The organism is Rhodococcus sp. 15-2388-1-1a (assembly GCF_002259145.1).
Taxonomy (GTDB): domain Bacteria; phylum Actinomycetota; class Actinomycetes; order Mycobacteriales; family Mycobacteriaceae; genus Rhodococcoides.
On record NZ_NPFP01000030.1, the window covers coordinates 35,522 to 59,325 of the forward strand.

Here is a 23,804-nt window from a genome sequence, read left to right on the forward strand (position 1 = left end):
GAAATCCGATGCGGGCCACAGCACTGAAAGAGAATTACTTCTTGACGGCGGGGGGAGCATTGAGGAGCTGAATGAACTGCCCTGCGTTGCCGGCAATGGCACCGAGACCGCCGATGGCGGTACCGGCGAGCGAAGCACCCGAGCCGAGAAGCAGTGCGCCGCCGACGCATCCGGCAACCGGTGCAGCGCCGAAGAGCAGCAGTGCAGGCGCGGAGACGGTGCCGGCAGCGATGGCTCCGAGGAAGCAGCCGGTGACCAGACCGGTTGCGGCTCCGAGGAATCCACCGATCGATGCGGAGAGGCTGATGTTGTCCTTGACGCCGGAGACTGCGGCGGGCAGGTCGACCTGCTGCAGACCCGGGAGTGAGGCGGAGACCGGCGTTGCCGCGGCAGGCGAGACATCGGCGGTCAGGGTGGCGTGGTTACCGTCGATCACGGCGGCGACGGGGTGCGAGAATCCGTCGGCGGCAATGGCCAGCGGAACCGAGTCGACCAGTGCGCCAGTGGCGTCACGAACCACGAGGTGGTTGTCTTCGTTGCTCAGGGTGCCGGCCGTCGTGTCGACGAGGACCTGGTTGCCGGCCTGGGTGACGTTCCACCCGACGGCAGCGGCGGGAGCCGGTGCCGGATCCGCGTAGGCGGTGCCCATGGCGGTCGTCATCGCTGCAATGACCAATGCGGACGTTGCCGCGAATCGAGTCAGCTTCATGTTCCTCAGTCTTTCGTCGTGTCCATCACTCGATGCCGAGCAGCGAAAAACTATGGGTGGAACACGCGAGTGAGGCGAACCCGAGATGAACGAACGGGGTCGATCCGAACAACGATCGATCATATCGACTCGAAAGGGACAGAACGACTTTCAGCGACCGATCGGTTTCCAAAGGGCGCGTACGGGTTGCCCCTACTTGCCGAAAAGACCAGGCTTGTTGCTGCCTCCGTGGCCCACTCCGAAGTCGTAGGCGGACTCGGCGTGCTCGTGCTCGTCGAGGCCGTCGGCTTCGTGCTGCGCGTCGGCGCGCACTCCCATGACCGCCTTGATCGCGAATGCGATGCCGGTGGTGACGACGGCGCAGTAGGCGAACACCGCCACCACCGCGATCGCCTGCACCCACAGCTGATGAAGCCCGCCGCCGTACAACAGACCGTCGACGCCTGCCGGCATCTCGGCGCTGGCCACGAGTCCGATCATCAGTGTGCCGACGATGCCACCGACGAGGTGCACACCGACGACGTCGAGCGAATCGTCGTACCCGAAGCGGTATTTGAGGCCGATGGCCAGAGCACACAGCGCACCCGACGCGATGCCGATCGCCGCGGCACCGATAGGGGTGACCGCCGCGCACGACGGTGTGATGGCCACCAGTCCGGCCACGACGCCCGAGGCCGCGCCGAACGACGTCGCATGGCCGTCCCGCCACTTCTCGACGACGAGCCACGCCGCCATGGACATCGCTCCGGCACCCATCGTGTTCACCAACGCCACCGCGGCGACACCGTCCGCGGCCAACGACGATCCCGCGTTGAAACCGAACCAGCCGAACCACAGCAACCCGGCTCCGAGCATGACGGCCGGAAGGTTGTGTGGGCGCATGGGATCTCGCGGCCAGCCCCGACGTTTGCCGACGACCAGAGCCAACACCAGCCCGGCGACGCCTGCGTTGATCTCCACCGCGGTGCCACCGGCGAAGTCGACGGCACCGAGCCGGTTGGTGATCCACCCACCGAACTCACTGGTGAGGCCGTCGAGCGAGAACACCCAGTGCGCCACCGGGAAATACACGAGAGTGGACCACAGCGCCGCGAACAGCACCCAGGGTACGAACCGCATGCGGTCTGCGACGGCCCCGGAGATCAATGCCACCGTCACCATCGCGAAGCCCGCCTGGAACGCCGCGAACACCAGCGCCGGAACGGTTCCCACCAACGGAATCGACACCGTCCCTGCGGCCGAGGTGTACACCCCACCCAACAATCCCTCGAACCCGGCGTACTGCAACGGGTTCCCGATCCACCCGCCGATCACGTTGTCGCCGAACACCATCGAGAAACCGAACGCCAACCACAGCAACCACACCACTGCGATCGCCGACAAGCTCATCATCATCATGTTCAGCACACTCTTCGAGCGCACCATGCCGCCGTAGAAGAACGCGAGGCCGGGAGTCATGAGCAACACCAGCGCGGTGCTGGCCATCAGCCAGGCGGTGTCGCCCGCATCGGGCGCTCCGGTGATCACTTGCCCACGAACTTCGGCTTGCGCTTCTCTGCTCGTGCGCGGCGCGCTTCTTTCATGTCCTCACTGCTCCACGCGGCCTCGAACGCTGCGGCCTGCTCCGGCGTCGGATGATCGTGAATCCTGTCGTCGTTGAACACGAGCTTGAGGTGCTTCAGCGCCAACGGAGCGAGCTCGCAGATCGATTTCGCCCACTGCGTCGCGACATCGCGATCACCGAGCTTGTTGGCCAGCCCGCACGTGTACGCCTGATCTGCGTGCACCCGCTCCCCGCCCAGCAGGATGGTGCGCGCCACTCCCCCGCCCGCGAGCGCAGCCAATCGCCGGATGGTCCAGTTGCTCACCGCGATACCGAGGCGCGTCGACGGAATCTCGAAGAAGCTGCCCGGCGCAACGACCCGCAGATCACAGGCGATCGCCAACTGCGTGCCTGCCCCTACGGCCGGGCCGTTGACCGCCGCGACCACAGGAATCGAGGCCGCCTCCACCGCGGTCAGCATGTCCTCGAGGATCTGTCCGAAATGCTCGGGGAACGCATCGCCGGTCAGATCCGCGCCCGCGCAGAAGCTGGTGCCCTGGCCGGTGATGACCACGACCCGCGCGCCGTCACGCTCGGCCTGTTCGACTCCGCGATGCACCGCGAGGCACAACTCGGAGTTCAACGCGTTCCGTCGATCCGGGCGCTGCAGTTCGATGGTGACGACGTCGCCGTCACGAGAGAGTCCGATCACGAGAGCAGAGGTTACCCACCAGTACAGGAATTGACAGTGCGGGGCCTGATCTACTGGTCTGCATGATCGAGACTCGGGTCGCCGTCATCGGTGCCGGCCAAGCCGGACTCTCGGCCGGCTATCACCTCCATCGTGCGGGCCTGACCGCCGGTGAGGGGTTCGTGATGCTGGACCGATCGCCCGGACCGGGTGGTGCGTGGCAGTTCCGCTGGCCCTCGCTGACGCTGAGCACCGTCAACGGCGTGCACGACCTGCCAGGAATGGCGTTCACCGACACCCTCGGCGACGAGCCTGCCGAGACCATCGCAGCCGCCGACGCCGTCCCCCGCTACTACCGCGCCTACGAGGACCGCTTCGAACTGCATGTTCGACGCCCCGTCACGGTGACCGTCGTGTGCGATCGTGAACCCCGGTTCCGGGTCGAGGCAGGCGAGACCGTCGTCATGGCCGAGGGGCTGATCAATGCGACCGGGACGTGGGAGAAGCCGTTCGTTCCGCACTACGACGGTGCCGAGACGTTCACCGGCAGGCAAGTGCACACCAAGGACTATCGAACCGCCGACGAGTTCGCCGGCAAGCACGTCGTCGTGGTGGGCGGCGGCATCTCGGCCGTCCAGCTGCTCGACGAGATCTCGCAGGTCACGTCCACGACCTGGGTGACGCGCCGACCACCGGTGTTCCGGGACAGCGAGTTCGACCACGATGCCGGCCGCAAGGCCGTCGCGATGGTCGAAGAACGTGTGCGGGCCGGCCTGCCACCCGGTTCGGTCGTCTCGGTGACCGGGCTGCTGCTGACGCCGTCGTTGGCGGCCGCCCGGAAACGCGGCGCGCTCGACCGGAAACCGATGTTCTCGTCCATCACGGAAGATTCGGTGGTGTGGGAGGACGGGTCGAGTCAGCACACCGATGTGATCCTGTGGGCGACCGGTTTTCGCAGCGCCCTCGACCACCTCGCGCCGCTGCGCCTGCGGGGACACGGCGGCGGAATCGTGATGGACGGCAAGCTGACCACCCGGGTCGCCGCGAACCATCGCGTCCACCTGCTCGGCTACGGGCCGTCCGCCAGCACGATCGGGGCGAACCGAGCCGGGCGAGCCGCGGTGACCGAACTACTCGAAACTCTGGATTAACCGAGCTCCTCGGCCACGAACTTCGCCAGCGCGCCCAATCGCGCCCGGCCCGGCATCGAGGTCGGAACACCCAACGCATCCAACGGCGCCGACGTCACCGGCCCGACGCAGATCGCGGCGACAGGGCCGCGAAGTGCGTCGAGGAAGGCGTCGAGCAGGCCGTTGTCCTTTGCGGTCGAGAGCAGGGACGCGACCGCGGGGGCGCTGGTGAACGTGACCGCGTGAACCCGATGCTCGATGATCTGCGACAGCAGGTCGATGAGCGGAGCCTGATCCACGGGGCGGATCCACCGATACACCGGAACCGGCCGCACGTGTGCCCCGAGTTCGATCAGTGCATCGCTCAAGTGGATCGTCGGTTCCCATTCGGTGATCACCCCGTGCAGCTGAACCGCGATGTCCGCGCCGGCAACACCTTCGGCCTCGAGATGATCGGAGACTTCCTGCGAGGCCTCGGTGGCCGGGGACCACTCGTCTCGTAACCCTGCACCACGAATGGCACCGCGCGCCTTGGGCCCTCGGGCGATGATCCGCGAATGCCCAAGAGCCGCAACGAGATCATCACGGATGCCCCAGTCGGCGGCCGCGTCGAGCCAGCCCCGGAAACCGATGCCGGTGCTGATCACCACGATCTGCGGCGGGCGTTCGACGATGCCCTCGGTGGCGGACTTCAGCTCCGAGTCGTCGATCAGGGGCAGAACGTGAATCGCCGCGGCGTGAACGATGTTCGCGCCGCGGCGTTCGAGCATGGTGGCCAATTCGTCTGCACGTCGCTCGGCGGTGAGGGCAACGGTCTTGCCTGCGAGCGAATCGGACATGAGTACAGACTAGGCCCCCGACGTGCCTGGAACGTGACAGGTCAGCTGCTGAACTTGTCCGGGTCCGGGCCGGTGCGGCCGTCTGCGGAGTCCAGCGCGTTGATCTGCTGAATCTCGTCGTTGCTCAGCTCGAAGCCGAAGACGTCGAAGTTGCTCGCGATGCGCTTCGGGGTCACCGACTTGGGGATCACCACGTTGCCGAGCTGGATGTGCCAGCGCAGGATCACCTGGGCCGGGGTGACTCCGTGCGCCTCGGCAATGGGCGCGAAGGCCGGCTCGTCCAGAACGGTGCCCGAGCCCAGCGGGCTCCAGGCCTCGGTGGCGATGCCCTTCGAGGTGTGGAAGGCGCGCAGCTCTTCCTGGATGAAGCGCGGATGCAGTTCGATTTGATTGACCGACGGCACCTCACCGACGGCGTCCATCAGCTTCTCGAGGGTGGGGATGGTGAAGTTGGAGACGCCGATGGAGCCGATGCGGCCGTCCGCCTTGAGCTTCTGGAAAGCCTTGAACGTGTCGATGTACTTGTCACGGTCGAGCTGCTGCCAGTGAATGAGGTACAGGTCGAGGTACTCGAGTCCGAGGCGATCCATGCTCGCGTCGAACGCCGTCAACGTGGAGTCGTAGCCCTGGTCGTCGTTCCACAGCTTGGTGGTGACGAACAGCTCGTCACGGGCAATGCCGGAGTCTGCGATGGCCCGGCCGGTGCCGGTTTCGTTCTCGTACACCTTGGCGGTGTCGATGCTGCGGTAGCCGACCTTCAATGCCTCGGTCACGGCGGCCTGGGCACCGTCGTCGGGCACCTGCCACACTCCGAACCCCAGCTGGGGAATGGACGTGCCGTCGTTGAGCACGATGGTCGGGACAGTACTGGTCTCGGCTGAATACGTCATACGAATGGCAACGGTGGGTGGGGTGGTGTTGTTCCCGCCCCTTAGTGTTTCGGTGTGACCGCAACGCTTCGTATCGATGATCTCGCCGCTTTTCACGGCGATCGAACCCTGTTTTCCGGCCTGGATCTGACGGTGACCGAGGGTGATGTGATCGGGCTCGTCGGGGCCAACGGTGCAGGTAAGTCGACGTTGTTGACGTTGCTCGCGGGGGTGGAGACGGCCGATCACGAGGGTGAGATCTACACCAGCCCGCCCGACGCCACGGTCGGCTACCTGGCACAGGAACCCGAGCGCATTGCCGGGGAGACGGTGCTGGACTTTCTCGGTCGGCGCACCGGGGTCACGGCGGCAGAGTCTGCGATGAACGCCGCCGCCGAGGCTCTCGGTTCGAGTGACGAGGACCTCTACACCCCCGCGCTGGAGAAGTGGCTGGCACTCGGCGGCGCGGATCTGGCGGAGCGCACGGCGAAGGTGCTCGCGGATCTCGGTCTCGACGTCGACGGGTCTGCGTTGATGACGGCGCTGTCCGGTGGGCAGGCTGCCCGGGCCGGGCTCGCCGCGATTCTGCTCGCTCGCTACGACATCCTGCTGCTCGACGAGCCGACCAACCACCTCGATCTGGCCGGCCTCGAGCAACTGGAGCAGTTCGTCGTCGCCACGCGGGCCGCCATCGTCGTCGTCAGTCACGATCGCGAGTTTCTGGCGCGGACGGTGACGGGAGTCGTCGAGCTCGACCGGGCGCAGCGTCGCATCGATGTGTACGAGGGCAACTACCAGTCGTATCTCGCAGAGCGAGAGATCGCCCGCCAGCATGCTCGGGAGAAGTACGACGAGTTCGCAGACACCAAGTCCGCGTTGGAGTCTCGGGCGCAGATGCAGCGGAATTGGATGGAGTCGGGGGTACGCAATGCGCGTCGGAAGGCTACCGACAACGACAAGATCGCCCGCAAGACCCGCGCCGAGTCCACCGAGAAACAAGCCGCGAAAGCCCGTCAGACCCAGCGCCGTATCGAGCGGCTCGAGGTGGTCGAAGAGCCCCGCAAGGAGTGGGAGCTGCGGATGGAGATTGCGGCCGCTCCTCGCAGCGGCACCGTCGTCGCAGTTCTGGGCGGAGCCGTCGTGCGGCGATCCGGGTTCACCTTCGGCCCGGTCACGACGCAGATCGACTGGGGCGATCGAATTCTGATCACGGGGCCCAACGGTTCCGGCAAAACGACGTTGTTGTCGGTACTACTGGGCCGGTTGGACCCGGACGAGGGCACGGCCTCGCTGGGTTCGGGCGTGGCGATCGGTGAAATCGATCAGGCACGAGCATATTTCGTCGGCGAGGGCACAGTGTCCGACGCCCTGAGCGCAGCGGTTCCCGAGTGGCCCGACGCCGAGGTCCGCACCCTGCTGGCCAAGTTCGGCCTGCGCGGCGACGACGCACTGCGGCCGGCGTCGTCTCTCTCGCCCGGTGAGCGAACCCGCGCGGCACTCGCCCTGCTGCAGGCCCGCGGAGTCAACCTGCTGGTACTCGACGAGCCGACCAACCACCTCGATCTGCCTGCCATCGAACAACTCGAACGGGCCATGGAGAACTTCGAGGGCACGCTGCTGCTGGTGACACACGACCGCAGAATGCTCGACACGGTCCGCAGCACTCGGCACTGGACGATGACCGACGGGCAGTTGTCGGAACTGTAGTCACGCGAATCGGGTGCAGCTGACCGCGGTGAGCGCGGTCAGCTGCACCCGATTCACGTCAGCTCAGGAGGATTTCGTTCACCTCGGCGGCCGGATGCATCGGCAGCGTGTGGTGCGTGGCTCCGTCGAGTATTGCGATTCGCGCGTCAGGTAATACGGCTCGGACTGCCGCTTCGATCTTGGATGCGTTGTGTACCTTCCCTTTCCCCGCCAGGACCACGGTTGTGCGCACATTGAAGCCCTCGAACGCAGCAGGCTTCGGCCGTTTTGGGACGATGGTCTTCGCCGTCGGGAAATGTGCGGCTCCGAGCGCGAGGACGTCGAGCCAGTCGGAATCCAGTTCCAGGCCATCGGTCTCCCACCCTACGAAGCGTCGCTGCCGTGTCTCGTTGGGAGACAGCAGTATCGGAAGGGCATGAAGCAGGTATCGCGGACTCATGGAACCGAAGCAAGCATTGGGGTCGAGTAGCGTGAGTGCATCGACTCGGGTCGCGTTCCGCAGGGCGTACGCCAGGGCGATCATCGCGCCGTAGGAATGTCCGCAGAGTGCCGCGGTGGGCAGCTTCAGCTCGTCCAACACCGCCGTCACCCAGTTCAGCAGCTCGTCCACCGAGTCGATGGACTGCTGTCCGGGGACGCTGCGCCCGACGTCACCCATGAGGTCGACCGCGTACACCCGATACCGCTGCGAGAGCGCCTCGACGTTTGCGAACCACACGGTGGACGTGGCACCCGCCCCAGGGAGCAGCACCAGCGCCGGGCCGTCGACGGGTCCGCAGGCGTTGATTCGCGTGGTGCCGTGCACCGTGTTCACGTCGATGGCTTGGGTATCAGCCGGCCACTTCTGCAGCACCCGGTCGTAGGCGGAGAAGAACTCGTCCAGCGACATTGCAACCCTCACTTCTCTCGATGATCGAGATAGTAGACAATGGAGAGACCACTCGTCCAGCATCTCCCGAGGGATCAGCACATGACCGAACCTGTCGCCGCCGTGCATCAGTTGCGAGCACTGACCGTCGAGCTCGATCTCCTCGGCGCAGACTTCGCTCAGAAGCACGCGCTTCACCCGACAGACATCCGCGCGCTGATCTGCCTACTGGATGCAGACCGAGCCGGAACGCGCGCCACACCCGGCTGGCTCGGCGGACAGCTGAGCCTGGAATCCGCGTCGGTCACGGCTCTGATCGATCGAATGGCCAAGCGCGAGTTGGTATCACGCGAACCCGACCCAGCCGATCGCCGGCGGGTACTCCTACGGGTCACCGCACGCGCAGCCGAACTCGGCACGACGTTCTTCGGCCCCGTCATCGGTCGGGCCGTCGACGAGCTCGCACGCTTCACACCAGAGCAGCGGGCAACGATCGACGAATTTCTAACGACCATGCATGCCGTGGTCGTGGCGGCTCGCGAACAGCAGAGCCTGTAGGCGCATCAACAAAATCGTTATTACTGGTTGACACATCGTTGGGTTTATACAACACTTCATTGTCATGAGCCCCATCAAGCGCGGTACCGCGCTCCCGATCTACAACAGGGTGGGTGTTCTGCGGGCAGAACGGAAGATGAGCCGCGCGCAACTGGCCGAACTCGTCGAAGTGAATCCCCAGACGGTGGGAGCCCTCGAGCGGGGCGACCACTACCCGAGTCTCGACCTCGCGATGCGCATCTGCGACGTCTTCGATCTGCCGATCGAAGCGGTGTTCTCGCGCACCGAACTCGGACCACTCTCGGCCGAACTCTTCCGAAGGGAGAAGGATCGATGACCACACCCAGCTCCGACCTCCTCACCCGCTACCAGGCGTATCGAACTCGACGATTCCTGGAGCACGACGCGAAAACCCGTCACTGGCTTCCGAACTGGCGCACCCAAGAGCGTCGTCGCATTCTCGCCGTCTTCGTGATGGCGTCCTTGCTCACTTTGTTGGTGATCGCCGTGTGGTCACTGTTCTCCCGGTGGGCACCGATCGCATGGGTCCCGGCCACCGTGATGTTTCTCGTCACGTGGACGATGTTGCAGACAGTGTCACGTCGCCACAGCGATGCACCGGTGGGCGCACTCGACGAGTGGGAAGTACAGCAGCGCAACGAAGCCCGCTCGATCGGCCTCACCGTCACTCAGGCCCTGGTGATGGTGGCAGTTCTGGTCCTGATCGTGCTGTCGGGAACGTACGACAACGAGAACCTGGCGTACGCCGGAGCGTTGTGGACGCTCGCTGCTCTGCTGGCCGGCGGATGCGCACCGGCCGTCGTTCTCGCGTGGATCACCCCCGACCCCGAACTCGAAGACACCGAAGATTTCGACCCGAAGTAACGACCGAAAGGGCACCATGAGCACCCTCACGATCGACTCAGTCTCCAAGAGATACGGCGACAAGATCGCCCTGGACAACCTCAGCTTCGACGTCCGGCCGGGCGAGCTGTTCGGCTTCGTCGGCAGCAACGGCGCGGGCAAGACCACCACGATGCGCATCGCGCTGGGAGTTCTGTCCGCAGACTCCGGCCAGGTTCTGTTGGGCGGCAAGCCCGTCGACCTCGACGTCCGCCGCACCATCGGCTACATGCCCGAGGAGCGCGGACTGTATCCGAAGATGAAGGTCGGTCCGCAACTTGCGTACATGGCCGAACTGCACGGACTCTCGTCCAAGGACGCCAAGGCAGCGGTGATTCGCTGGACCGAACGTCTCGGAATCGATCAGCGCGTCAACGACACTGTCGACGCATTGAGCCTGGGTAACCAGCAGCGCGTGCAGTTGGCGGCCGCGCTGGTGCACGATCCCGCAGTGCTGGTCTTGGACGAGCCGTTCTCGGGACTCGACCCCATCGCCGTCGACGTGATGAGCGAGGTGCTGCGCGAAAAGGCCGCTGCCGGAGTGCCGGTGGTGTTCTCGAGCCATCAACTCGATCTGGTGCAGCGCCTGTGCGACCGTGTCGGCATCATCGCTGCCGGCTCGATGAAGGCCGTCGGAACCGTCGACGAGCTACGCGGTTCGGGAGATGCGCAACTGCGCGTCCATGCACCGAACGCTGCCCCCGGATGGGCGTCGGGCATCGCCGGGGTGAGCACGCTCGGCCACGGTGACGGCGTCACCGTCCTCGGCCTGGCACCCGGGGCCGACGATCAGGAGATCCTGCGGGCCGCACTGGCAACCGGTCCGGTACACGAATTCTCCATCCAGAAACCTTCCCTGAGCGACCTGTTCCGAGAGGCGGTAGTGGCATGAGCTCCCAACTGAACTCCTTCAGCGCAGTGTCCTTGATAGCCAAGCGCGAGTTCACCGTTCAGGTGATGAAGAAGAGCTTCGTCATCAGCAACGTGATCATCCTGGCCGTCATCGTCGGCGGCATCATCGCGTTCTCGATCTTCTCCGGCAGCGGTGACGAAGAGCGTGACGTCGTCGGCATCGCCGGAGACCAGTCCATCGCAGCCGTGGTGGAAGCAACCGGGGACGCAGTCGGATCTCCGGTCGAGGTGCGCGAGGTAGCCGACGCAGCAGCCGCACGCAGCGGCGTCGAATCGGGAGATCTCGACGTGGCGTTGGTTCCGGACGGAACCGCGGGTGCGTACACCGCTGTCACCGAGTCCGATCTGACCGGCACGTTGCGCGCCGTCGTCGAAGGCAGTGTCGCAACGCAGGCCACCAATACTGCACTGGCGCAGCAGGGTGTCGACCAGAACACGCTCGGGGCAGCAACAAGTGCCGCAACGGTCACCGTCGACGCGATCGATCCGCCGGACCCCGAGGCCGGTCAGCGGACTGCTCTTGCCCTGTCCGCAGTGTTCCTGCTGTACGCACAGATCATCGGCTTCGGCATGTACGTCGCGATGGGCGTCGTCGAAGAAAAGTCCTCGCGTGTGGTCGAACTGCTGCTCTCCACCGTCCGCCCCCTGCAGTTGCTGTGGGGGAAGATCCTGGGTATCGGTGCGGTCGGCATCCTGCAGCTCGCCCTGTACGGAATCGCAGGTGTAGGAGCAGGATTGGGCACAGGTGTACTCACGGTCACCGGTGCCGCGGTGAGCGTCTTCGCGGCAACGCTGGCGTGGTTCATCCTGGGGTTCGCCTTCTTCGCGGTGCTCTACGCGGCCGGCGGTTCGATGGTCTCGCGCCAGGAGGACGTCAACTCGACGACCATGCCGCTACTCATCCTGATCATGGCGATGTTCTTCGCGGCGTTCTATTCCGTCAGCGATCCGGAGAGCACCCTGGCCAACACATTGAGCTGGATCCCCCCGTTCTCCGCGATCATGATGCCGCTGCGCATCGCTGCCGGGGTGACCTCGCCGGTACAGATCGTCGGTTCGGCAGTCCTGATGGTGATCACCACCGCGATCCTGGCGATGGGCGCAGCGAAGATCTACCAGCGTTCCATTCTTCGGATCGGCAAGACCGTCTCGTGGAAGGAAGCGTTTTCTCGCTAGGGTTCTTCCATGAGCCCACGGACATCCGCCGCCGAGATTCTCGACTCCGTTCTCGACGGCGGATCGTTCGTGTCCTGGGACTCCGAGCCGGTCGACGTTCACCCCAACGACTCGTATCAGCGCGACCTGGCGAAAGCTCGCGAGAAGAGCGGGGTCGACGAGTCGGTGTTGACGGGCGAGGGCACCATCGACGGCCGACGCGTGGTGATCATCGCCTGCGAGTTCGCCTTTCTCGCCGGTTCGATCGGCGTCGCGGCGGCCGAACGCATCACCTCCGCGATCGAGCGCGCCACCGCAGAGGGCCTGCCGCTCATTGCCTCCCCCACCTCCGGCGGCACTCGTATGCAGGAGGGGACGTTGGCTTTCGTGCAGATGGTCAAGATCGCCTCCGCCGTCACCGCGCACAAGGCGGCGCACCTGCCGTACCTGGTGTATCTGCGCAATCCGACGACCGGCGGCGTGTTCGCGTCCTGGGGGTCATTGGCCCACGTCACGGTCGCCGAACCCGGCGCTCTCATCGGGTTCCTCGGACCACGCGTCTATCAGGCGTTGTACGACAAACCATTTCCCGACGGTGTCCAGACCGCCGAGAACCTCTACCAGCACGGCGTCATCGATGGCGTGGTGCCGTTGGATCACCTGCGTCACCTACTGATTCGCGCACTTCGAGTAATTCTCGACGCCACCGTGTGGCCCGATCTCACCGGCGATGAGCCGGCCGAGATACCGGAGCAGTCTGCCTGGCATTCGGTGCAGTCGTCGCGTCGCGCAGATCGGCCAGGCATTCGACAACTCATCGAACACGCAGCCAGCGAACACGTTCCGCTCAGCGGCACCGGTCAGGGCGAGGCCGACACGTCGATCCTGCTGTCGCTGTGTCGAATTCGAGGGATCTCCTGCGTGCTGTTCGGAAACGACCGCAGCAGCAGCTCCGCCACCGCCACGATGGGTCCGGCGGCATTGCGAGAGGCGCGACGCGGCATGCGCCTCGCCGAGGAACTACGCCTACCGCTGGTGCTGGTGATCGACACCTTCGGCGCTGCACTGTCCAGAGAAGCCGAAGAAGGTGGCCTGGCACCCGAAATCGCCCGATCGATCTCCGATCTCGTCACCGTCGACACCCCGACCGTCTCGATTCTGCTCGGCCAGGGAACCGGCGGTGGAGCACTCGCGCTTCTTCCCGCCGACCGCGTGTTGTGCGCCCAGAACGCCTGGCTCGCACCGCTTCCGCCCGAGGGTGCCAGTGCCATCGTGCACCGCGACACCGCCCACGCCCCGGACATGGCCGAGGCCCAAGGCATCAGGTCGGTCGACCTCCTGCGCGACGGCATCGTCGACGCCATCGTTCCCGAACTCCCCGATGCGGCCGACGAGCCCGCCGCGTTCTCCGGCCGCATCGCCGACGCCATCGTCCGGGAACTGCATGCGCTGTCGATCGTCGATCCCGCCACCCGGACTCGGAACAGACTCGGCCGCTACCGCAATCTCGGCTGTGCGGCTCCGCCGCACGTGAGCGGGCGCCCCCAATAGGTCGTTCCGCAGGCTCCACTCCCGCCGTAGCCTGCTACGAGTTTTCGTGCACCTGCGAGGTCACGAGCGCTACCACGTCACCCGCGCGTAGGTCGGCGGGCAACTCCACCGGACTGACGCAGCGTCGACCCGGGCCGTGCACATCGACCTTGACCACCGGGCCCACCGAATGCCGGTTGACCACCACGGCTTGGCGCAGATCCGCGAACTCGGCGTCGACGCCCACCTCGCCTGCGATCACCGAACGCACCCGAGTCACCAGAATCGAGCCCCACTGCACCGGAGTGCCCTGCGCATCGGCCAGATCCTCCAGCGCAACGCCGTCGACCGTGATGCGGCCACAGACGCAATGCGTATCTGCAGGCCAGAGCGCTGGATCGCACCGCGCAACGTATGCGGCACCGAGGGACGGAAGCATGTCGAGAAGTGTCATGAGAAGAAGTCTTGCGCCGCGCGGTGGCGTCGAACAGAGGTGTTGACGCAATCTTGACGGCACCGGCAGAAAATTTGATGGACTTCGTCTCGCGGCGCCTCCCACTGTACTCACTGGTACATTCAATCGGGTGATTGCAGACGACGTCTATCGCCGCGGCCGAGCCGGCTTGCCCTCGTGGATCACCGATTACGACGGCCGCCGCACCGAACTTCCGATCGCGCGCTGGATGGGCGGAGTCCATTCGACGGCCGAAGACATCCGGGCGGACGAAGCATCGATTGCTTTCTGCACCGGCCCCACCCTCGATCTCGGCTGTGGACCAGGGCGTTTGACCGAAGCGCTCACCCGAGCCGGCGTTCCCGCTCTGGGAGTCGACACATCCTCGGTCGCCGTGGAGATCACGAATCAACGGGGCGGATTCGCCGTGGAACAGGACATATTCTCGGCACTCCCCCGCGCCGGCCATTGGTCACACGTACTACTCGCGGACGGCAACATCGGCATCGGTGGTGATCCCGCAGCACTCCTGGCGACGGTTCGTGCGCTGCTGCACCAGAGTGGGACGGCCATCGTCGAAGTCGAGTCCACGCCCGATGCCGACGATCGGAACCGAATGGTCCGATGGGAAACCGGCGACTCGGTGGGCGAGTGGTTCACTTGGGCCAGCGTCGGCGTGAGCTCGCTGCGCGCGCTGGCGGTGACCGCGGGCCTTCGAGCCCGTCGAACCATCGAATCGAACGGACGAGTATTCGTGGAACTCGCTGTTCACAGCATCGACCGAGGAGCCGAGCACCCGTGAGCAAGGAGCTGCCGAGAACGGCCAAGGGCAGACGAACGAGAGCTGCGATCGTCGACGCCGCAGCGTCCATGATGTACACCCATGGCGTTGCCGGGACCACTCTCGACGACGTACTCGCCGCGTCCGAAACCGGAAAGTCGCAGCTCTACCACTACTTTTCCGACAAGTCGGACCTGGTCGAGGCAGTTATTGCACGTCAGCTCGAGCGCGTCCTCGCCGCCCAGCCACGCCTGGCCCACATCGACAGCCTCGAGGACATCGACGCATGGGCCGCCGAGATCGTGCGAAATCACGAACAACCAGGTGGCCCGTTCTCGTGCCCTCTCGGTTCTCTCGCTGCAGAACTGAAGAACGACGCGGCCTTCGTTCCCACCCTGAACGCCGCGTTCCGACGCTGGGAGCAACCACTCGAGCAGGGACTTCGTCGCATGATCGACCGAGGCGAACTCGACGTGGCGACCGATCCCGCCGCCGCGGCCGCTACCTTGATCGCCTCACTGCAAGGCGGAATGCTGATCGCCCGCATCGCGGGCGATGTGCAACCTCTGCGCGACACGCTGGACGCAGCAGTCGCCGCGCTGCGTCGGCGCGCAACCTGATCCGACGCCGACACCAGCCCTGGCGAAAGGACCCCGAGTGCGCTAACCTCGACCTCACAGTTTGTACTACTGGGTACAAAATTGGAGACGGGAACCAGCATGCAACGACTTCCCACGTTCCGTAGCCCAATCCGCGGTGTCTGGTTCACGTCGGTCCTGGCGTCCGTCCTGCTCGTCGCCCTGCCGATCGTGACGATCACCGGATTCATCTCCTGGGCCGCATATGGCCCACAGTTCGGCCAGGCCATGCCAGGCGACGTCGGGTGGCTACGAATTCCGTCGTTCGACTGGCCGACCGAGCCCGCCTGGCTCTATCGGCTCACCCAGGGCCTGCATGTGGGACTGGGACTGGTCATGGTGCCGATCGTGCTGACCAAGCTGTGGTCGGTGATCCCGAAACTGATCGAGATGCCCCCGGTTCGCAGTGTCGCGCACCTTCTCGAGCGAATCTCGTTGCTGGCGTTGGTCGGTGGCATCCTCTTCGAGATCATCACCGGCGTCCTGAACATTCAGTACGACTACATCTTCGGTTTCAGTTTCTACACCGCGCACTACTGGGGCGCCTGGGTGTTCGTCGCCGGCTTTCTCGCCCACGTGGCGCTCAAGCTTCCGACCATGGTGACGGCGTTGAGAACCCGACCGTTCCTGGAGTTGATGCGCATTCGAGTGGCTGACACGGTACCCGATGCCGACGACGAATCCGGTCTTGCTGCAACCGATCCCGCTCCGGCGACGATCAGCAGACGCGGAGCTCTCACCCTCGTGGGCGGCAGCGCACTGTTCGTCGCGGTCCTCAGCGTTGGGCAGACGACGGGCGGACCACTGCGCTCAGCGGCGATACTGCTGCCTCGCGGACGCTCGTACGGCGACGGCCCCAACGACTTCCAGATCAACCGCACCGCGCAGTCCGCAGGCGTCACCGATGCGCAGACAGGCGATGCGTGGCGGCTGACGGTACTGGCCGGCGGTACCGAGGTAGTACTCACCCGAGCTCAACTCGAGCAGATGGACCTGCACACCGTCGAACTCCCGATTTCCTGCGTAGAGGGCTGGTCGACGGTGCAGACGTGGACCGGAGTTCCGCTCCGAGATCTGGCGGCACTCGTGGGTGTCGATGCCGTCGATACCGGTGAGGTGCGGTCGCTCGAACCCGTCGGGTCGTTCAACCGCGTCACCTTCGGAGGACACCAGATGATGCATCCGGATTCACTTCTCGCACTGAAAGTGAACGGGGCCGACCTGTCACTCGATCACGGCTACCCCGCTCGAATCATGATGCCGGCGATACCCGGAGTGCACGCCACCAAGTGGATCGAGTCCGTCGAATTCTTCGAGGAGCGAGCATGACAACGTTTCGAGCCAGGTACGGCGCAGGACCGATGCATCTCGCGGTCACGGCCTGCTGCCTCGCCCTGGCCGGCGCGGTCGTCCTGACGATCGGCTTCCCTGCCCTGTGGAACACCGATACGTGGTGGCAGTCCATCGGTCTCTGGTTCGTCGGGGCAGCGGTGGTGCACGATGCGATCCTCTTTCCGCTGTACGCCGCGCTGGACCGGACGCTGGTCGGTCGTCTGGGCAGGTTCGTCAACGCGGTGCGCATACCCGCGCTCGGGGCGGGTTTGAGCCTGCTGCTCTTCGCACCGGGGATCTTCGCCCACGGGAGTGAGACCTACGAGGCCGCCACGGGTCAGACACAGGAGCCGTACGCGATGCGATGGCTGCTGTTGGTAGCGGGGATGTTCGCGGCCAGCGCAGCGTTCTACGGCGGCCGCGAAATGCTCAGACAGAGGCGTTGACGCAATCTTGACGTACACCGGGCACGGTTGCACGCAACGACCGCCGGTCGACGGGATTCCGCCGGTCGTCGCCGGTAGTGCGCAACCCGGCCCGCACCACGCGGCCCCGAACTACGCTCCACAACATGAGTGGCGAGTATCGGCAGGCGTTCGACGACAGCATCGACAACCGCGAGCAATTCTGGCTCGACGCTGCAGCGGGAGTCGACTGGGACACCCCTCCCACCACTGCGTTCGACGGCTCGCACTGGTTTCCCGGAGCCCATCTGAACACCTGCTTCAACGCGCTCGATCGGCACGTCGACGCGGGGCACGGCGACCGGACCGCGTTGATCTACGACTCGGCGATGCTCGGCCTCACCCGCAGCTACACCTACGCCGAACTGCTCGATCAGGTTGCCCGTTTCGCCGGAGTGCTCAGCAGCAACGGCGTCTCCCGAGGCGACCGCGTGGTGATCTATCTGCCGATGATTCCCGAGGCAGTTGTCGCCATGCTCGCGTGCGCCAGGCTCGGCGCAGTGCACTCGGTGGTGTTCGGCGGCTTCGCAGCCAAGGAGCTGGCAGCGAGAATCGACGACGCAGAGCCGGTCCTGCTGATCACCGCCAACGGCGGGTTCGAGCCGGGCCGCGTCATCGAATACCTCCCGCTGGTGCAACGCGCCCTGACTCTCACGACCGCGGCCGTCCCCGCGGTGATCGTCAAGGCCCGCGACGGTATCCCCGGCGGCCACGATTGGCTGGACTGGGACACCCTCATCGCCGACGCCACCGCCGCCCAATCGGTTTCGGTGCAGGCGACGGATCCGCTGTACATCCTCTACACCTCGGGCACGACCGGAAAGCCCAAGGGTGTGGTGCGCGACAACGGCGGTCATGCCGTCGCGTTGACGTGGTCGATGCGCAACATCTACGACGTGGGTGCCGGTCAGGTGATGTGGACGGCGTCCGACGTCGGCTGGGTCGTCGGGCACTCGTACATCGTCTATGGACCGCTGTTCGCCGGTGCCACAACGGTTCTCTACGAGGGCAAGCCCGTCGGCACTCCCGATGCGGGCGCGTTCTGGCGGGTGATCCAGGATCACGGCGTCCGTGCGTTGTTCACCGCGCCGACGGCACTACGAGCCATTCGCAAGGTCGACCCGCACGCCGCCGAGCTCGAGAAGTACGACATCTCGTCGCTCGAGACGCTGTTCGTCGCCGGTGAACGCCTCGATCCCGATACGTACGAGTGGATTTCGCGAACCCTGAACCGCCCCGTGGTCGACCACTGGTGGCAGACCGAAACCGGCTGGGCGATCTGCGCCAATCTTCGCGGACTCGAACCACTTCCGATCAAGTCGGGCTCACCGACGGTGCCGGTGCCGGGATTCCAGGTCGGTATCCTCGACGCGACCGGAGCACCGGTGGACGCAGGCACCGAGGGCAACATCGTCGTGAAGCTGCCGTTGCCACCGGGCGCTCTGGTGGGGCTGTGGAACGACGAATCACGTTTTCAGCGTTCGTATCTGGACACGTTCCCCGGGTACTACCTCACCGGCGATTCCGGGTACATCGACGCCGACGGGTACGTCTACGTGCTCGGCCGCAGCGACGACGTCATCAACGTGGCCGGACACCGCCTGTCCACCGGATCGATGGAGGCGGTACTGGCCGGTCACCCGGCGGTTGCCGAGTGCGCCGTCATCGGTATCCACGACGACCTCAAGGGCCAGCGCCCCAGCGGCTACGTGGTGCTCAAGGCCGGGGAGACCATCACCGAGGATCAACTGCGTACCGAACTGGTGGCCATGGTGCGCGATCAGATCGGCGCACTCGCGACCTTCCGCGACGTGACGATCGTCGGAGCACTGCCGAAAACCCGCTCCGGCAAGATCCTGCGGAAGACGATGCGGCAGATCGTCGCCGGTGAGGAGTACGGCGTGCCGTCGACCATCGAGGATCCGGCAGTACTCGATGCGTTGGAGAAGTTGCTCGGCAGATAGGCGGCGGGAATACGAGCAACCATGGCCGAAACCCGCGCGCCACAGGGATGTCCCGCGCGATAGCGTCGTGCTCATGACAGATCTCGACACCCGCCCTGCCGTCGACTGGCTTGCCCTCGGTGCGGTCACCATCACGGTGGTCTCGTGGGCCTCGGCATTCGTGGCGATTCGCGGCGTCGGAGAATCCTTCGGGGCAGGCCCGCTCGCATTGGGGCGATTGCTCATCGGATCGTTCGCGCTCGGCGCGATAGTTCTGGTCAGAAAACAGTGGGTCAAGCCCAACCGCACGCAGTGGCTGCAGATCGTCAGTATCGGTGTCTTCTGGTTCGGCATCTACAACGTCGCCCTCAATGCCGCCGAGCAACGCGTCGACGCCGGCACGACGTCGATGATCATTCAGATCGGTCCGATTCTGGTTGCCCTGTTCGCAGGTCTGCTTCTGGGCGAGGGCTTTCCGAGGTGGCTGGTGATCGGTGCGGGCATCGCGTTCGCAGGCGCAGTCATGGTCGGTGTCGTCACGGCGGTGACCACCACGTCCACCACCAAGACGGACGCCGACTTCCTCGGCATCGCGCTGTGTCTGGTGTCCGCGGTGACCTATGCCATCGGAGTGCTCAGCCAGAAGCCGGTGCTGCGCACCGTCCCCGGACTTCAGGTCACGTGGATGGCATGCACCATCGGTATGGTCTGCACGCTGCCGTTCGCACCGGCTCTGCTCGACGACCTCGGGGCCGCGTCGGCCGGTGCCACCGGCGGATTGATCTACCTCGGACTCGTCCCGACTGCACTGGCGTTCAGCACCTGGGCCTACGCGTTGACGCGAATGAACGCAGGCAAGCTCGGTATCACCACGTACGCGGTCCCGCCGATCACGATCGTTCTGGCCTGGCTGCTGCTGGGCGAGGTTCCGCATGTCCTCGCCGTGGTCGGCGGAGTGATCTGCCTGGTGGGAGTCGGGTTGTCCCGCAAAAAATAGCGGCCACGGCGGTGAGGTGTTACAGCGCCTTGAAGCGTGCGATCGCCACTTCCCGCTCGTGCTTGTGGTCGACGATCGGATCCACGTATTCCTTTGGTCGGCCGAACTTCAACGTGTGCACGGCTTTTCCTTCTTCACCGCGCAACTCCGGCACCCAGCGTCGTACGTACTCGCCGGTGGGATCGAACTTCTCGCCCTGGGTGATGGGATTGAACACTCGGAAGTAGGGCGAGGCGTCGGTACCGGTTCCTGCGGTCCACTGCCAGCCGTGCTGGTTGCTGGCCAGATCTCCGTCGACGAGATGCTGCATGAAGTACCGGGCTCCCCGCCACCACGGCAGGTGCAGATCCTTGACCAGGAACGACGCGACGATCATGCGAACTCGGTTGTGCATCCACTTCTCCGAGTTCAACTGCCGCATACCGGCATCAACGATCGGGAAGCCGGTCTCGCCCTTGCACCAGGCCTCGAACAGCTCGTCGGCGTGCTTGCCCGAGTCCAGTTCGATCGCATCGAACTTCTTGACGTAGTTCTCACGCGCACTGTCGGGACGTTGAAAGAGGATGTCGCCGTAGAAGTCTCGCCAGCAGATCTGTCGACGATACGACGCCGCGCCCTCGTTGCGGAGCTTGCCCAGGTCGGCGAGCATCGTTCGCGGGTGAATGGTTCCGTACTTCAAGTGCACCGACATCCGACTCGTCGAGTCGAGATCGGGACGGTTGCGCTCGTCGTCGTACACCGAGACCTCGTCGAGAAATTCCTTCCACTGCTTCGAAGCCGCCGCCTCACCGGCTGCCGCGTCGGAGGCCTCCTTCTCGGAGGGAATCTTCACGCGTCGAACACCTTTGACCTCGTCCGGGTCGATCCACTCGGCGGAGTCGGCCGAGGTGTCCGCCGGACCGCGCCAACCGTGGTCCATCCACTGCCGTGAGTACGGCGTGAACACCTTGTACGGCTCCCCGTCGTTCTTGAGGATCCGCCCGGGGGCAACTGCATACGGAGATCCGGTCTCGACCAGGGTCACCTTCTCGCCGACCCGCGCGTCTCGCTCGCGCCCGTAGGGGCCGTAATCGGCACTGATGTGCACGTCCTCGCTGCCGATCGCCTTCGCCACCTTCGGGACCACCGTCTCGGGGTCACCGTGCACCACCATCAGCCGCCCGCCGAGTTGCTCGTCGAGTGCTTCGAGCGAGCGGAACAGGAAATCCTTGCGCGGCCCGCCGGAGGGCTTCAGCAGACGATCGTCGAGCACGAAGAGTCCGAGCACCGGATCTCCCGACTCGGCAGCGGCAGTGAGGGTGGGCAGATCCCCCAGACGGAGATCACGGCGAAACCAGACGATCGACATGCTGTCAGTCTTACCCACCCCCGCCCCGAGCAATCCCTCCCTCGCTCGTTCGATTCTCAGAGAACCGCCAACGACGACTCACCATGGCCGCAACATGGGGCTCTACCTTGGGAAACACAGAAGAGATAAGGAGAACACCATGACGAACACACGCCCCTTCCCCGGCGCTCTTTCACTGGTGGACAGCACCTGCACCTTCGAGAAGTACTACGAGCAGCTCTACGCCAAGGCACCCGCGCTGGCGTGGTCACTCGATGCCGACACCGGGCGCCGCAGTGCCCTCGAGGACTTCTTCGCCAAGACACCCGAGGAACGCCGCACCACCGTCGACAGCTGGGTTGCATAGCATTGGCCCGGTGACCGAATCGCCGAGCACCCCCGCCACCGTTCTCGTCGTCGACGACGACGCAGACGTGTTGTCGTCGCTGCAACGCGGACTGCGCCTGTCCGGGTTCACCGTCATCACCGCCTCGGACGGCGCGGAGGCGCTCGGCGTGGTGTCGCGCTCCACCCCCGACGCCATCGTGCTCGACATCAACATGCCGGTGCTCGACGGTGCCAGCGTGGTGACCGCGCTGCGTGCCATGGGAAACGACATTCCCATCTGCGTGCTCAGTGCTCGCAGCTCGGTGGACGATCGGATCGCCGGACTCGAATCCGGTGCCGACGACTACCTCACCAAGCCGTTCGTGTTGGCCGAACTCGTCGCTCGGATCCGGGCCATGCTGCGTCGCCGCGGCACCGGTCCGGTTGTGCCGGTGGCAGATTCGGGTGCACCGAACTCGGCCGTCGCCGTCGGAACCCTGGTGGTCGACATCCCCGGCTATCGTGTCCACCGCGGCGGAGCCGACATCGACCTGACCAAGCGCGAGTTCGAGTTGCTGGCCATCCTGGCCCGCAACAAGGGCGTCGTTCTCACGCGAGAACGACTGCTCGAACTGGTCTGGGGCTACGACTTCGTCGCCGACACCAACGTCGTCGACGTGTTCGTCGGATATCTGCGACGCAAACTCGAGGCAGACGGCTCGCCGCGCATCCTGCACACGGTCCGCGGAGTCGGCTTCGTCGTCCGGGACACCGCATGAGCTTCTCGCTGCGCGCCCGGGTGGCCGCCGCCACGACCCTCGGCGCCACCCTCGTGGTCGCGGCCCTCTCCGTGGTCACCTCGGTCGCCATCTCACGCAACAACGTCAATCAACTCGACGAGCGACTGACGACGGCATCTCAGGTGCTGGTCCCGACCTCGACGACGCTGGAAGCCTTCCTCGATCAGCTCTCCGGAGCGTTCGCCGTCACCATCCGAAGTGGCGACATCGTCGTCGCGTCCACACCGACGCGGCTACCCGCGCTCGATACGGGGTCGCAGACCGTGGACGTCGACGGGCAACGCTTCCGGGTCTACACCGCCGTATCGACCGCGGTCTCGTCCATCTCGATTTCCATCGGCGTGCCGGCCATCGAAGCGCAACAGGTCACCGACGAGCAACAGAAGCAGGTGCTCCTGCTGGGACTAGCCGCGATCGCGGTGTCCACCGGCCTGGGCTGGCTGTTCGGTGGCAGGGCCGTCAGACCGTTGGTGACGTTGACCCGGCAGGTCAGCGCCCAACCACCGACCGCGCCCGAAACCCGCACCGGTGTCACCGAAGCCGATGCGCTCGCCGTTGCGATCGGCGGCATGCTGACCAGACTGAACGAGGCACAGGACCGCACCAATGCCGCGCTCGACACCGCACGCGACTTCGCGGCCGTCTCCGCACACGAGCTTCGGACCCCACTGACTGCGATGCGCACCGACATCGAGGTGCTCAGAACCCTCGACCTCGAGCCGGCGCAGCAGCAGGAAATCCTGGGCGATCTCGAGCGCACGCAGGGTCGAGTGGAGACGACGCTGACCGCCCTGGAACGACTGGCATCGGGCGAATTGTCCAGTGAGGGCGACAGAGTCGAGACCGACATCATCGACATCTGCGACGTCGCAGCCCAGGACGCGCAGCGGCTGCATCCCGGACTCGACATACGCGTCGAATACGCGGCCGACTCCGAGATCACGATGCGCGCACTGCCGACCGGCCTTCGACTGGCCGTCGACAACGTGATCGGCAACGCCGTTCGGCACGGCAACGCGACGTCGATCGTCATCACTGCCGAACGCGAGGGCGCGACCGTACGTGTCCTGATCGACGACAACGGATCCGGCGTTCCCCTCGACGAACGAGAGACGGTGTTCGGCCGGTTCGAGCGTGGCACCCGAGCAGCCAAGGGCGGCTCGGGGCTCGGCCTAGCCCTGGTGGCGCAGCAAGCCCAATTGCACGGTGGGCGGGCCTGGTTCACCGACAGTCCGCTGGGCGGTGCCCGATTGGTGCTGGAGCTGAAGGACAGCTGACGTACGGCAGTCTTTACGCGGGAGAAACCTACGGGGCCATCCGAGCCGAG

General features: G+C 65.3%; 25 protein-coding genes. 17 read left to right on the forward strand and 8 right to left on the reverse strand.

Annotated features, from left to right (window positions below):
• Nucleotides 1-34: 34 nt before the first annotated feature.
• From CH302_RS17225 to CH302_RS17235, 3 genes are all read right to left on the reverse strand, one after another.
• Nucleotides 35-709, reverse strand: coding sequence for a hypothetical protein (locus CH302_RS17225; protein WP_037191791.1), 675 nt, complete (start codon nt 707-709; stop codon nt 35-37).
• A gap of 192 nt (nt 710-901) precedes the next feature.
• Nucleotides 902-2,236 carry an ammonium transporter gene (locus tag CH302_RS17230; RefSeq protein WP_037191789.1) on the reverse strand — a complete coding sequence of 445 codons (1,335 nt, stop codon included), beginning with the start codon at nt 2,234-2,236 and terminating at the stop codon, nt 902-904.
• Complete coding sequence (locus tag CH302_RS17235; protein WP_037191787.1) at nt 2,233-2,964, reverse strand: enoyl-CoA hydratase; 732 nt, start codon at nt 2,962-2,964, stop codon at nt 2,233-2,235. The genes CH302_RS17230 and CH302_RS17235 overlap by 4 nt, the downstream gene beginning before the upstream one ends.
• A gap of 62 nt (nt 2,965-3,026) precedes the next feature.
• Between CH302_RS17235 and CH302_RS31015 the strand changes: the two genes are divergently transcribed.
• Nucleotides 3,027-4,094: a flavin-containing monooxygenase gene (locus tag CH302_RS31015; protein ID WP_037191786.1), complete on the forward strand. Its 1,068-nt coding sequence runs from the start codon at nt 3,027-3,029 to the stop codon at nt 4,092-4,094.
• Here the strand turns inward: CH302_RS31015 and CH302_RS17245 are convergent.
• Complete coding sequence (locus tag CH302_RS17245) at nt 4,091-4,912, reverse strand: uroporphyrinogen-III synthase (RefSeq protein WP_037191784.1); 822 nt, start codon at nt 4,910-4,912, stop codon at nt 4,091-4,093. The two genes, CH302_RS31015 and CH302_RS17245, sit on opposite strands and share 4 nt — an antisense overlap.
• 41 nt (nt 4,913-4,953) lie before the next feature.
• On the reverse strand, nt 4,954-5,802 hold the full coding sequence (locus CH302_RS17250) for an aldo/keto reductase (RefSeq protein ID WP_037191781.1): 849 nt from the start codon (nt 5,800-5,802) through the stop codon (nt 4,954-4,956).
• A 54-nt stretch (nt 5,803-5,856) separates the two neighbouring features.
• Here CH302_RS17250 and CH302_RS17255 point away from each other — a divergent pair, with 54 nt between their 5' ends.
• Nucleotides 5,857-7,488, forward strand: coding sequence for an ABC-F family ATP-binding cassette domain-containing protein (locus CH302_RS17255; RefSeq protein WP_094649993.1), 1,632 nt, complete (start codon nt 5,857-5,859; stop codon nt 7,486-7,488).
• Nucleotides 7,489-7,546: 58 nt separating this feature from the next.
• On the opposite strand, the gene CH302_RS17260 is transcribed toward CH302_RS17255, so the two are convergent.
• Nucleotides 7,547-8,377 carry an alpha/beta fold hydrolase gene (locus CH302_RS17260; protein ID WP_037191778.1) on the reverse strand — a complete coding sequence of 277 codons (831 nt, stop codon included), beginning with the start codon at nt 8,375-8,377 and terminating at the stop codon, nt 7,547-7,549.
• Nucleotides 8,378-8,458: 81 nt separating this feature from the next.
• Here CH302_RS17260 and CH302_RS17265 point away from each other — a divergent pair, with 81 nt between their 5' ends.
• The 6 genes from CH302_RS17265 (at nt 8,459) to CH302_RS17290 (ending at nt 13,435) form a co-directional block, all read left to right on the forward strand.
• Nucleotides 8,459-8,914 carry a MarR family winged helix-turn-helix transcriptional regulator gene (locus CH302_RS17265; RefSeq protein WP_037192160.1) on the forward strand — a complete coding sequence of 152 codons (456 nt, stop codon included), beginning with the start codon at nt 8,459-8,461 and terminating at the stop codon, nt 8,912-8,914.
• A 64-nt stretch (nt 8,915-8,978) separates the two neighbouring features.
• Nucleotides 8,979-9,251 (forward strand): helix-turn-helix transcriptional regulator, encoded by a 273-nt coding sequence (locus tag CH302_RS17270; RefSeq protein WP_008719231.1) that lies wholly within the window; start codon nt 8,979-8,981, stop codon nt 9,249-9,251.
• Complete coding sequence (locus CH302_RS17275; RefSeq protein WP_037191775.1) at nt 9,248-9,799, forward strand: hypothetical protein; 552 nt, start codon at nt 9,248-9,250, stop codon at nt 9,797-9,799. The genes CH302_RS17270 and CH302_RS17275 overlap by 4 nt, the downstream gene beginning before the upstream one ends.
• Nucleotides 9,800-9,815: 16 nt before the next feature.
• Nucleotides 9,816-10,709, forward strand: a complete 894-nt coding sequence (locus tag CH302_RS17280) for an ABC transporter ATP-binding protein (RefSeq protein WP_037191773.1) — start codon at nt 9,816-9,818, stop codon at nt 10,707-10,709.
• The gene (locus tag CH302_RS17285) at nt 10,706-11,905 is read left to right on the forward strand and encodes an ABC transporter permease (RefSeq protein ID WP_037191770.1); all 1,200 of its coding nucleotides are present in this window, start codon (nt 10,706-10,708) and stop codon (nt 11,903-11,905) included. Before CH302_RS17280 ends, CH302_RS17285 begins: the two co-directional genes overlap by 4 nt.
• A gap of 9 nt (nt 11,906-11,914) precedes the next feature.
• Complete coding sequence (locus tag CH302_RS17290; RefSeq protein ID WP_037191768.1) at nt 11,915-13,435, forward strand: carboxyl transferase domain-containing protein; 1,521 nt, start codon at nt 11,915-11,917, stop codon at nt 13,433-13,435.
• A gap of 34 nt (nt 13,436-13,469) precedes the next feature.
• Here the strand turns inward: CH302_RS17290 and CH302_RS30150 are convergent, their stop codons facing one another.
• Entirely contained in the window at nt 13,470-13,868 is a 399-nt protein-coding gene (locus CH302_RS30150) for a hypothetical protein (protein WP_037191766.1), read from the reverse strand.
• A 130-nt stretch (nt 13,869-13,998) separates the two neighbouring features.
• Between CH302_RS30150 and CH302_RS17300 the strand changes: the two genes are divergently transcribed.
• The 6 genes from CH302_RS17300 (at nt 13,999) to CH302_RS17325 (ending at nt 20,023) form a co-directional block, all read left to right on the forward strand.
• Nucleotides 13,999-14,670, forward strand: a complete 672-nt coding sequence (locus CH302_RS17300) for a methyltransferase domain-containing protein (RefSeq protein ID WP_230596300.1) — start codon at nt 13,999-14,001, stop codon at nt 14,668-14,670.
• Nucleotides 14,667-15,269, forward strand: coding sequence for a TetR/AcrR family transcriptional regulator (locus CH302_RS17305; protein ID WP_052047755.1), 603 nt, complete (start codon nt 14,667-14,669; stop codon nt 15,267-15,269). Before CH302_RS17300 ends, CH302_RS17305 begins: the two co-directional genes overlap by 4 nt.
• A 99-nt stretch (nt 15,270-15,368) precedes the next feature.
• A complete protein-coding gene (locus CH302_RS17310) occupies nt 15,369-16,616 on the forward strand; it encodes a molybdopterin-dependent oxidoreductase (protein WP_037192154.1) in 1,248 nt (415 codons plus the stop codon).
• A complete protein-coding gene (locus tag CH302_RS17315; protein ID WP_037191764.1) occupies nt 16,613-17,065 on the forward strand; it encodes a hypothetical protein in 453 nt (150 codons plus the stop codon). Before CH302_RS17310 ends, CH302_RS17315 begins: the two co-directional genes overlap by 4 nt.
• Before the next feature lie 125 nt (nt 17,066-17,190).
• Complete coding sequence (locus CH302_RS17320) at nt 17,191-19,047, forward strand: propionyl-CoA synthetase (protein WP_037191762.1); 1,857 nt, start codon at nt 17,191-17,193, stop codon at nt 19,045-19,047.
• Between the two features lie 73 nt (nt 19,048-19,120).
• Nucleotides 19,121-20,023, forward strand: a complete 903-nt coding sequence (locus CH302_RS17325; protein WP_037191760.1) for a DMT family transporter — start codon at nt 19,121-19,123, stop codon at nt 20,021-20,023.
• A gap of 19 nt (nt 20,024-20,042) precedes the next feature.
• On the opposite strand, the gene CH302_RS17330 is transcribed toward CH302_RS17325, so the two are convergent.
• A complete protein-coding gene (locus CH302_RS17330) occupies nt 20,043-21,371 on the reverse strand; it encodes a cryptochrome/photolyase family protein (protein ID WP_037192152.1) in 1,329 nt (442 codons plus the stop codon).
• Nucleotides 21,372-21,510: 139 nt separating this feature from the next.
• Between CH302_RS17330 and CH302_RS17335 the strand changes: the two genes are divergently transcribed.
• From CH302_RS17335 to CH302_RS17345, 3 genes are read left to right on the forward strand one after another with little or no spacing between them, the layout of a single operon-like run.
• The gene (locus tag CH302_RS17335) at nt 21,511-21,717 is read left to right on the forward strand and encodes a hypothetical protein (RefSeq protein ID WP_037191758.1); all 207 of its coding nucleotides are present in this window, start codon (nt 21,511-21,513) and stop codon (nt 21,715-21,717) included.
• Between the two features lie 10 nt (nt 21,718-21,727).
• The gene (locus CH302_RS17340) at nt 21,728-22,456 is read left to right on the forward strand and encodes a response regulator transcription factor (RefSeq protein WP_037191756.1); all 729 of its coding nucleotides are present in this window, start codon (nt 21,728-21,730) and stop codon (nt 22,454-22,456) included.
• Nucleotides 22,453-23,754: a sensor histidine kinase gene (locus tag CH302_RS17345; RefSeq protein ID WP_176460723.1), complete on the forward strand. Its 1,302-nt coding sequence runs from the start codon at nt 22,453-22,455 to the stop codon at nt 23,752-23,754. The genes CH302_RS17340 and CH302_RS17345 overlap by 4 nt, the downstream gene beginning before the upstream one ends.
• Nucleotides 23,755-23,804: the final 50 nt, after the last annotated feature.